General features: G+C 69.7%; 10 protein-coding genes. 7 read left to right on the top strand and 3 right to left on the bottom strand.

What is annotated here, in order from left to right; all coding sequences use genetic code 11:
* The 7 genes from N801_RS13690 to N801_RS13660 all read left to right on the top strand — a co-directional run.
* Positions 1-662 (top strand): DUF72 domain-containing protein (locus tag N801_RS13690; RefSeq protein WP_035938833.1); only part of this gene is annotated, 662 nt, incomplete at its 5' end.
* A gap of 181 nt (positions 663-843) precedes the next feature.
* Positions 844-1,617 (top strand): response regulator transcription factor, encoded by a 774-nt coding sequence (locus tag N801_RS13685; RefSeq protein ID WP_052113017.1) that lies wholly within the window; start codon positions 844-846, stop codon positions 1,615-1,617.
* Positions 1,618-1,626: 9 nt separating this feature from the next.
* Positions 1,627-2,559: a phosphotransferase gene (locus N801_RS19850; protein ID WP_052113015.1), complete on the top strand. Its 933-nt coding sequence runs from the start codon at positions 1,627-1,629 to the stop codon at positions 2,557-2,559.
* 129 nt (positions 2,560-2,688) lie between these two features.
* Positions 2,689-3,183, top strand: coding sequence for a GrpB family protein (locus N801_RS13675; protein ID WP_052113013.1), 495 nt, complete (start codon positions 2,689-2,691; stop codon positions 3,181-3,183).
* Positions 3,184-3,427: 244 nt separating this feature from the next.
* Positions 3,428-5,428: a TPM domain-containing protein gene (locus N801_RS13670; protein WP_084108951.1), complete on the top strand. Its 2,001-nt coding sequence runs from the start codon at positions 3,428-3,430 to the stop codon at positions 5,426-5,428.
* A gap of 100 nt (positions 5,429-5,528) precedes the next feature.
* The gene (locus tag N801_RS13665; RefSeq protein WP_035938816.1) at positions 5,529-6,248 is read left to right on the top strand and encodes a PspA/IM30 family protein; all 720 of its coding nucleotides are present in this window, start codon (positions 5,529-5,531) and stop codon (positions 6,246-6,248) included.
* An 18-nt stretch (positions 6,249-6,266) separates the two neighbouring features.
* A complete protein-coding gene (locus N801_RS13660; protein WP_035938814.1) occupies positions 6,267-7,094 on the top strand; it encodes a phytanoyl-CoA dioxygenase family protein in 828 nt (275 codons plus the stop codon).
* A 169-nt stretch (positions 7,095-7,263) separates the two neighbouring features.
* Here N801_RS13660 and N801_RS13655 read toward each other — a convergent pair whose 3' ends face one another.
* From N801_RS13655 to N801_RS13645, 3 genes are all read right to left on the bottom strand, one after another.
* The gene (locus N801_RS13655) at positions 7,264-7,758 is read right to left on the bottom strand and encodes a pyridoxamine 5'-phosphate oxidase family protein (RefSeq protein ID WP_035938813.1); all 495 of its coding nucleotides are present in this window, start codon (positions 7,756-7,758) and stop codon (positions 7,264-7,266) included.
* Positions 7,759-7,905: 147 nt separating this feature from the next.
* On the bottom strand, positions 7,906-8,577 hold the full coding sequence (locus N801_RS13650; protein ID WP_035938811.1) for a response regulator: 672 nt from the start codon (positions 8,575-8,577) through the stop codon (positions 7,906-7,908).
* Positions 8,574-10,217, bottom strand: coding sequence for a sensor histidine kinase (locus N801_RS13645; protein ID WP_035938828.1), 1,644 nt, complete (start codon positions 10,215-10,217; stop codon positions 8,574-8,576). The genes N801_RS13650 and N801_RS13645 overlap by 4 nt, the downstream gene beginning before the upstream one ends.
* Between the last annotated feature and the right edge of the window lie 31 nt (positions 10,218-10,248).

The raw sequence follows: 10,248 nt of genomic DNA, 5'->3' as shown, positions 1-10,248 counted from the left end.
CAGGGGTCAGTTTTCACCCGTCGCTGACATACATGCGTGAGTTCGACACAGTCGAGCTGAACGCGAGCCACTACCGGTGGCCGCGGGATGCCGCGTTCGCGCGCTGGCGTAACCGCCTCCCGGCCGAGTTCAGGATGTCGGTAAAGGCGCCAAGAGGTTTGACGCATGCCAAGAAGTTGTATCGGCCCGAGGTCTGGGTGGACAGGATCTCGGCGTCGTGGCACGAACTGTATGACCGTCGCGGCGTCCTCCTCGTGCAGTTGCCGCCGACCTTGGAACGTGACGACGAGCGCTTGGGGTGGTTCCTCGCCCGGCTGCCGTGGTGGGTCCAGGTTGCGGTCGAGATGCGCCATCCGAGTTGGCACGAGGAGGCGGTCTTCGAGCTCCTGGCACGGCATAGGGCGTCGTACTGCGTGATGAGCGGAGCCGGGCTGGCGTGTGTGCTGCAGTCGACGGCGCCGCTGGTCTATGTGCGATTGCATGGTCCATCGAACGACTGGCTGTACGCAGGCTCCTACTCGGATGACGAGCTCTCCTGGTGGGCCGACCGGATTCGCGAGTGGGAGAGGGCAGGTCGGGAGGTCTACGCATACTTCAACAACGACGGCGACGGAAACGCGGTGCGCAACGCGCGGCGGCTACGCGAACTGCTCCACAGCTGAAGGCTGAGGTGCTGCAGCTCGGTGAGGTCCAGCGGATGCGGGGCGAGTCGAGTGCCGCCGAGGACGCCTACCGCCGTGCGGGGAACACGGCTGCCCGACGCAGCCATGGCTCGCCCTCCTCAGGCTCGCCGAAGGTGACCTCGAGGCCGCATCCGCCGGCATACGTCGAGCGTTGACCGAGGTGACCTCGAGACCGGAGCGCCTGGACCTGTTGAAGGCCGCGGTCACCATCCACCTCGAGGAAGGGAGGATCGAGGCGGCTCGGGATGCGGTGTCCGCGTTCGAGGAGATCACGCGGGGGACGACAACACCGGCACTCGCGGCCGAGACCTCCGCCGTGCGAGGCGCGCTGGCGCTCTCCGAGGGCGATCCCGCGCGGGCGCTGCCGCTGCTCCGGCAGGCGGTCGGGACCTGGCAGGAGCAGGACGCTCCGCACGAGCGGGCAAGACTGAACGTCTTGATCGGGCGGGCCTCTCGCGCGCCCGGTGACGAGGACGGTGCGCGGCTTGAGTTCTTCGCGGCCCAACAGACGTTCCAGCGGCTCGGCGCGCGTCCGGATCTGGCTCAGCTGGACCGTATCGTCGCGGCGACAGACGGTGCTCCCGCTTCTCACGGCCTCACTCGACGCGAGGTCGAGGTCCTGTCCCTCATCGCCCGGGGCAAGGCGAACCGTGCGATCGCCAGCGAGCTGCACCTCAGTGAGCGCACCGTCCATCGCCACGTGTCCAACATCTTCACCAAGCTGGACGTCGACTCCCGTACCGCCGCGGTCGCGTACGCCATCACGCATCGCATCGTCGAGATGGGCAGCCTCTCACCCGACCACCAGACGGCAGCGGTGGCCAGCCGAGGGGAGGCGCGTCCAGTGGTCAGACTCAGTCGCCGCCGCGAGCTTGCGACGTGTCGCCGCCACTCGACGCCTCAACGTGGTGCGGGACGGCGCGTCAGCCGATAGAACGGGACTGTGACCGAGCTCTGGACCGACCCCACGTGGCTTGCCAGTGCCCACGCGTGGGTGGACGAGCAGACCGACGCGCTCGGGCTGGAGCGCACCGGCAACGCCGAGCAGCCGCACGTCCGGGTCTGGTCGACCGTGCTCAAGATCCCGACGACTACCGGGCCGGTGTGGTTCAAGGCCAACCATGGCCCCCTCCAGCAGGAAGCGGCACTGGTCAGTCTGCTGGCCGAGCGCGTCCCCGACCGGGTCGAGCCGCTCCTGGCCGCTGACCTCGACCGCGGCTGGATGCTGATGCGTGACGCGGGGGAGCGGATGCGTGAGCTCGTGGTTCTCGAGGCGAGCCTCAAGCGGTGGCACCCCGTCCTGGACTCGGTGGCTCGGATCAGCGTCGCCATGGAGGACGACGTCGACACCCTTCTCGTGATCGGCGTCCCCGACCTGCGGCTGGCCACCCTCCCGGCGAGCTACGCCGCCCTCATGGAAGAGATCGACGCCGCGCCCCGCTTTCGCGCCGCGACCGACCGGGTGGCCGAGCTGTGTGAGCAGCTGGCGGCCTACGGCATCAGGGACTCCGTGCAACACGACGACCTCCACGACGGCCAGGTCTTCGTGCGCGATGGTCACCACTGGGTCGTCGACTGGGGGGACGCCTGTGTCTCCCACCCGTTCTTCGTCCTGGCCGTCGCGCTCGAGGGTCAGATCGCCTGGGGTCTGGACGACGTGGAGCACTCCGTCGACACCGGACCGTTTCGCGACACGTTCCTCGCGCCCTACGCGGTCGCCTACCCGCACCTCTCGCACGCCGACCTGGTGGAGGCCTCGCGCCTCGCGACGCGGTTGGGCTGGGCGGCCCGAGCGGCCAACGGGCATCTCTCCGTCGATGAGGAGAGCACCCGGCGGCGGTTGGAGATGTTCGTCGACGGTCGGGTGCACGACTGAGGCGCTGACCCACGTGGAAACGAGCTCGGCGTCGACACCGAGGCCGCAGCAGGACAGTGCGAGGCCGTCGCGCATCGCGGTGACAGCGCGACCACCGACGCCGGCTACGGGACGTGATCTGCTGGAGGAGTGGACGAGTTCATGTGGTCGGATGGCCTGTTGGAGCTGGCGAGGCAGACCCGGGATGAGGTCGCCGACGCCCTCAGCGCGCTCGGCGTGCACGGCGAGCTGGGGGTGACCGGGGGTGCCAGCGTGCCCGGTGCCCTCACCAAGGGTGACATCGACCTGCACCTGCGGGTGGCGCCGGATGCTTTCCGTGACGTCGTCGCCCGGTTGAGGGGGGCATACCCCGTGGCCAGCCCGCTGTCCTGGGCCGCCACGCTCGCCGTCTTCGACCTTCCCGGGCATCGCCCCACGGGCCTGGCAGTCACGCCTGTGGACTCCGAGCACGACCGACGCTTCGGCCTCGCGTGGAGACTGCTCCGCGACGATCCGCAGGCGCTGGCCCAGTACAACTCCCTCAAGTCGGGGACCCCGGGTGCGGGCGACTACGAGCGGCGCAAGTCTGCGTTCTTCTCCGCGCTTGCCAGCGAACCACCCGAGAGTCCTGACTCCGCTGAGTGAACCCAAAGACGCTCAGCGAGAACATTCGACGGGTCTCGCTCACCAGCGACAAGACGTGATCGCGGACCCGGGCACGCAACCAGAGCGAAGCCAGCCAGCGGATGTGGCCACGGTTCCCCGGGGCTTTCACGTCGGGCGGGCGCGCGCGGGGGTACGTTGGAAATGCCCGAGTCGACGTGCGCGCGGGCGAGACGTGTCGATCGAGGAGGTGGGGGTGCGGGGCGGCAGAGGACAGCCTTGGGGCATGCGCTCAGCTCTTGCCGCAGCTCTCTTTCTCACCTTGGGGCCGTCCGTCGGCATCGCCGCTGCGTCTGTGGGCGGCGCGCCCGTCTCGGCTGTCGCAGTGGTCCTGCCGGCCGATGCGCCGTTCGACGTGCCCGACCAGCTCACCGATCGTGCTGGGGTGCTGGGCAGCGAGCTCACCTCACTGCGGGCCGGGCTCGAAGAGGTCCGGGTCAGCGACGGCGTCCAGATCTTCGTCGTCTTCGTGGACACGTTCGACGGGCTGTCCGGCGAGGCGTGGGCGGAGCAGACGTTTTCCATGTCGGGGATGGGTGGCGACGACGTCCTGGTCGCTGTCGCGGTGCAGGAGCGCCGCTACGGCACCTGGACGACGGCCGAGTCCGGGATCTCTCCCGGCGAGGACAGCCAGGTGCGCGCCCGCGACATCGAGCCCGCGCTCGCCGACAACGACTGGAGCGGCGCCGTCCGCGCCGCGGGCGAGGGCTACGGACGTGCCGTGAGCGGGCGCTCGGAGTCGGGCTCGACCGCCGGGGACAGCGACGGTTCCGACTTCCCCTGGGGGCTTCTCCTGCTGCCGGTGGGCGGGGTCGTCGCATACGGCCTCGTCCGTCGGGCGTCCTCTCGTCGCGGCGCGGGCCAGGGCGGGACCGGCGGGTCCCCGGCGGGCGAAGCGGCTGCGCCGGTGCCGACCGACGAGCTCCGACGACGCGCGGCCGCGGCGCTGGTGGACGTCGACGACGCGATCCGCTCCTCGACCGAGGAGCTTTCCTACGCTCAGGCCCAGTTCGGCGTGCAGGCCACCCAGGTCTTCGCGTCCGCACTGGACGAGGCGCGGCACAACGCCGGGGAGGCCTTCCGACTTCAGCGTGAGCTCGATGACGCTGAGTCCATGGGGCCTGTCGACGAGGGCCATCGTCGCGGCTCCCTCGAGCGCATCATCGCGCTTGCGTCGGCAGCTGACGCCAGCCTGGACGCACAGGAGGCCGAGTTCGCCCGTCTGCGCGCACTGGAGGCGCGGGTGCCGGAGTTCCTGACTGAGCTGAAGGTCCGTGCCGGCGAGGTGCGTCGCCGGCTGCCCGTCGCCGAGCAGGAGCTCGCCGGGTTGGCCACGCAGTACCGCGCGGAGGCGTTGCGAACGGTGACGGGCAATGTGGAGCAGGCCAAGCAGCTGCTCACCTCGGCGGAGGCGTTCATCAGGACCGGGACGGACCACGTGAGTGCGGGCGATCGACCCGCTGCGGTGGCTGCCGGTCGGGCCTCCGAGGAGGCGGTCGGTCAGGCCGACACACTCCTGACCTCGGTGAGCCAGGCGAGGACGGAGCTCGCCGGGGCGGTGGAGCGCATCGATGCGTCCCTGACGTCGATCTCGTCCGACGTTGCTGACGCCGAGCGGCTCGGCGCCGACGACCAGCTGACGAGAACCGCCGTGGAGGCGGCTCGCGCCGCCATCGACCAGGGCGTGGCGGCTCGGGACACCGGCGACCCGCTGGCCGCGATCCGGACCCTGACGCGGGCCGAGCAGGACCTCGACAACGCGCTCGCGAGGTATCGCGAGGTGGAGACCCGGAACCAGCGGACGAGCCAGCTCCTCGAACGCAGGCTCCACGAGGTCGGAACGCGGCTGACCAGCATCGACGAGTACATCGCCAGCCGCCGGGGCGCCGTCCGATCGGAAGCCCGGACCGGCATCGCCACCGCCATCAGTCTTCACCGGCAGGCCGGGCAGCTGCTCGCTGATCCCCCTGAGGCGACCCGTTTGCTCGACCAGGCCGAGGCCGAGGGTGAGCGCGCACTGGCCCAGGCCCAGGACGACCTCGACTCGTGGGGTGGCCAACGAGGGACCGTGGCCGGACCCCGAGGTCTCGACCCCACGTCACTCATCCTGGGTGGCATCCTCAGCGGCGGATTCGGGAACCGTGGCGGGGGCTGGGGCGGGTCGGGGGGCGGCTTCGGCGGCGGCGGCTTCGGTGGCGGCGGCTTCGGAGGGGGTGGTCGCTTCTGAGCGACGCACCAGGACAAGGCACTCGAGCTCGCCCGCGAAACAGAACACGTCGCACGGCCAGCATCCGCACCCCACATGCACGACAACCGGAGGCATCACCATGACCCAGAAGACGAGCATCCTCGGCCGCATCAGCCAGCTGGCGAAGGCCAACATCAACTCCATCCTCGACCGAGCCGAGGATCCGGAGAAGATGCTGAACCAGTTGGTCACCGACTTCACCAACTCGATCGCCGAGGCGGAGGAGGCCGTGGCCCAGACCATCGCCAACACCCGAATGGCCGAAGAGGACCTCAGGATCGACCGCGAAGCCGCGCAGGAGTGGGGCCGCAAGGCGGCCGCCGCCTCCTCCAAGGCCGACGATCTCCGCAACGCCGGTGACACCGCCGGAGCGGACAAGTTCGACGGGCTCGCCAAGGTCGCTCTCACCCGTCAGATCGGCTACGAGCGCGAAGTCACCGAGGCGGAGCCCCGGATCGAGCAGCAGTTCGCCACGGTCGAGCAGCTCAAGAACGGCCTCACCGTCATGCGCACCAAGCTCGAGGACCTCAAGAACCGCAGGTCGCAGCTCATCGCACGCTCGCGCTCCGCGGAGGCTCAGGCCCAGGTGCAGCAGTCGATGAGTGCCATCGACGTCATGGACCCCACCAGCGAGCTCAGCCGGTTCGAGGACCGGATCCGCTCGCAGGAGGCGATGGTGCAAGGACGCGCCGAGGCCCAGGCCACGACGCTCGAGGACCAGTTCGCCGAGCTGGATGACTCCGCCGACGATGCCGAGGTCCAGGCACGCCTCGCCGCCCTGAAGAACTCCTCCGCCTGACCCCGGCCGGGCCACAACATGAGCAGCGACAGCATTTCGGAGGAGTCCGACGCAGCCGAGATCCGGCATGGCCTTCAGAACGAAGGGATCGTGGTCCGCAGGGGTGCCTTTGCCGAAGCCTGGGTTCAGCAGGTTCGAGCGGACGTCGACGCTGCGTTCGAAGAGGCGAGGTCCCGCGAGGGAGGTGCGGTGGGACGTGGCCCCAACCGGTGGTACGTCGAGATCCATCCCCAGGCCCTGCGCGGCTTCGTGGAGCTCGTCGACCATCCATGGGTGCGACTGGTCTGTGAGACCGTCTTGGGGCCGCAGTACACGATCGTCGAGGTCGGGTTCGACACGCCGTTCCCGGGCGCGACGTTGCAGCCGTGGCACCGAGACTTCCCCAGTCCACCGGAGACCAAGGACCAGGGCCGGCTCACCTCCTTGGCGTTCAACCTGACCACCGTGGACACGACCGACGAGATGGGTCCGTTCGAGATCGCGCCGGGAACGCACTGGGACCGGGGGGACGATTTCGACCACCAACAGTTCCCGCCGCAGTCCGAGTACGACCGCTATGAGCGGTTGGCGCAGCGCAAGTACCCGAAGGTGGGTGACATCTCCGCCCGCTCGGCGCTGACCATCCACCGCGGTACACCGAACCGCTCGTCCGTCGCCCGTCCGGTGCTCGTCCTGGGCGTCGATGCGCCAGGCGCCGGCAACGACGCCCACCATGACCTCGCCGTGACCAAGGACTATTGGCAGAGCCTTCCCCAGCGGGTTCGTGACCACCTCTCCTGCCCGGTCGTCGACGAGCTGGTGCCGATCACCCAGAAGCACGACATCGAAGGGCTCGTGATGGGCTGACGCCGGCCAAGGATGCCGAAGGCGGGCCGGCCAGGGCTACGTTTCACTCCCACTGCCGGGTCGACGTGGGGTGCGCGCACCGACGCCGAGTGACCGGTGTCCGCCTCGGACCACTCAACGCCTTCGTTGGTATGCCGGGTGGCCGGCTTGGTATGCCGGGTGGCCGGCGTCAGCCAGCCGTCGCCGCTCGCTCCATGGCGCGCTCGATGGCACTGGGGAACCGCTGCTGAAAGTCCAGGATCCCGACCCACTCCGGCGTGATGAAGACGCGGACCATTCGCGGACAGATCTGCCGGAGGCTGTCCAGCCACGCACGGCCCGCGTCTTGGCCCTGACAGCGAAGGACCATGGCTTCGTACTCGGGCGCGATCCCATCAGTGACATCAGTGCGCACGCTGCCCCGGATCTGGAGGACGTCGTAGGGCATCGTGTCGGTGTCGATGGAAACGGCGACCTTCACCCCATCGACCAGCGCCCTGGTCTTCGGCGCATCCGGTGGGGTCCCGAGGACGAGCTCCGTGCCATTCCAATGAAATCCGATCGGAATCACCCGAGGAGTTCCGTCGGTCCAGAGGTAGGCCAGCCGGGCGGGCGCCCGGGACGTCAACAGGCGTTGTGCCACGGGATCCTCGAGCAGCGCAAGATCACCTTGATGCGTCGGCATGGCCCCTCCTCAAGAATCGCGCGGAACCGGCTGCCCTCACCACATTCCTCTTGTCGTGGGCCATGGTCAACGTCCGGCGACGCCGCATCTCTGGACGATTCACGTTCTGGCGTCGTCCAGTCGTGGAACCGGTGAGGCGAGTCGGGTTCAGGCGCCCCAACGGTATCGGCGCTCTGGCCGGCCGGCGTTGCCGTAGCGAAGGGACACCTCGGCGCGCCCGACCGTGCAGAAGTACTCGAGATACCGGCGCGCGCTGACCCGGCTCACCCCGACCCGGGCCGCCGCCTCGGACGCTGACAGCGTGCCGTCGGCCTCGCGCAGCGCCGTCTCGACCAGACCCGCCGTCTCGGCGCTCATCCCCTTGGGCAGAGCGCCGGCTGGACCAGCGCCACGTGGCCACAGCACGCGGTCGATGTCCTGCTGACCACGCAACTCGTCGGTGGCGAGCACCTGGTGCTGTGCGGCATACCGCTCCAGCCGTTGGCGGAGGTCCTCGAAGCCGAACGGCTTGAGCACGTAGTCGACGACCCCTTGGCGTCGCGCTCCGCGGACCGCGTCGACCTCCGTGGCCGCAGTGATGACGACGACGTCGCACTCCGCCCCCTCGGTCCGCAGCCGGGCGAGGACGTCAAGGCCGAACAGGTCCGGGAGGTAGAGGTCGAGCAGGACAAGGTCGGGCTTCAGCTCGTTCACCATGGTGAGCGCGTCGGCCCCCGTGTGCGCCACACCCACCACCTCGAAGCCGGGCGTGCGGGAGACGAACCCGTGATGGACCCGGGCGACCATGAAGTCGTCGTCGACGACCAGCACGCGGATCATCGGACTGACTCCGCGACGGGCGCGATGCCAAGGTGGGCGGTGAACATGGCCCCACCCTCATGGGTGCTCGCGACCTGGACCTCGCCGCCACGCCGCTGGCAGATCAGCCGGGTGAGGGCGAGGCCGATCCCTCGCTCACCGGCAGTCGCGGCCTTGGTGGTGAACCCGTGGGTGAAGACCTCGGCAGCAACCTCGGGCGAGACTCCCGGGCCGGAGTCGGACACGGCGACCTCGACGCTGGCGGCGTCGTGGCGGATCGCGACGGAGACCCACTGCCCCGGCCGCCCACCGCTCACGGCGTCGAGCGCGTTGTCGACGAGGTTGCCGACGACCGTGGCGACGTCCACCGCGTCCTCGGGCTGGAGCCGGTCGAGGGAGGTCTCTTCCGAGATGCGCAGCTCGACGCGGCGTTCGGACGCGATGGAGGCCTTCGCCATGAGCAGCGCTGCGACAGCAGGGTCCTGGATCCGGCTGTTGACGAGCAGGTCCAGCGAGTGGCGGCGCTCGGTGACCGCGTCGACGAAGCGCACGACCTCGTCGTACTCGCCGATCTGGATGAGTCCGCTGATGGTGTGCAGCTGGTTGGCGAACTCGTGGGTCTGCGCGCGCAGCAGCTGGGTCGTGCTGCGGAACGCGCCGAGCTCGCGTTCCAGGGCGGCCAGCGCGGTGCGGTCACGAAGGGTGGTGACAGTGCCGAGGTGCCGCCCGTCGCGCACGACCCGCATCCGGTTCATGACGAGGACCCGGCCCCGGCGGATGACGACGTCGTCGCGGGGGAGGTCGTCGGCGCCGTCCGGGTCGGCGACCCCCTCACCCGTGAGGACCTCCAGGAGCCGGCCCTCGACGCGCAGGTCCCGCAGGCTCATGCCGATGGCGTGCTCGGGCAGGTCGAGCAGCCGCCGGGCCACGTCGTTGACAAGGGTGATGCGCTGCTGCGGGTCCAGCGCGACGACGCCCTCGGCGATGCCGTGGAGCAGCGCCTCGCGGTGCTCGGCCAGGCCGGTGATCTCGCGCGGCTCGAGGCCGAGGGTCTGCCGCTTGATCCGGCGGGCGAGCAGCCACGACCCGGCCACCCCGAGCGCCAGCGCGATGCCGAGGTAGGTGAGCAGGTAGGACGAGGCGCCCCGGAGTCGTTCCCACACCGACGGGAACGACTCGGCGATCATCACCGTGCCGAGGTGCTCGCCCACGCGGTCCTCCTCGAGGCTGAGCACGGGGACCTGGCTGACGAGAAAGCGCTCGTCGTCGATCATCATCGTGCCCGACCAGCTCGCTCCGGTGCCGACGGTCGTCGAACCGAGCGGCATGGGGCGGGTCTCCTGCAGCGGGTCGGTGGACACCCGCACGTTCTCGTCCTCGTCGGCGATCGTCACCGAGGTGACGCTGGACTGGGCCACGGTCTGCAGGGCGAGCGTGGCCAGGCCGGTCCGCTCCTCGGGGACCTCGAGGTTCGAACGCACGAGCGGGTTGGCCGCCGTGAGCTCGGCCAGCGCCGACACCCGACGGCCCTCCACCCGGGTGAAGGTGGCCTCGGACTGCGCCAGCGACACCCCTCCGACGCTGATGAGCACCATGAGGATGATGCCGAGCTGGAGCACCAGCAGCTGCCCCGCGAGGGTCCGGTGGCGCAGGGCACGCATGACCACTATGAACTCAACCTTCACTGCCGAC

Source organism: Knoellia aerolata DSM 18566, assembly GCF_000768695.1.
GTDB lineage: Bacteria > Actinomycetota > Actinomycetes > Actinomycetales > Dermatophilaceae > Knoellia > Knoellia aerolata.
Note: the sequence above shows the minus strand (reverse complement) of the source record. Positions and strands in the feature narration are given on the sequence as shown.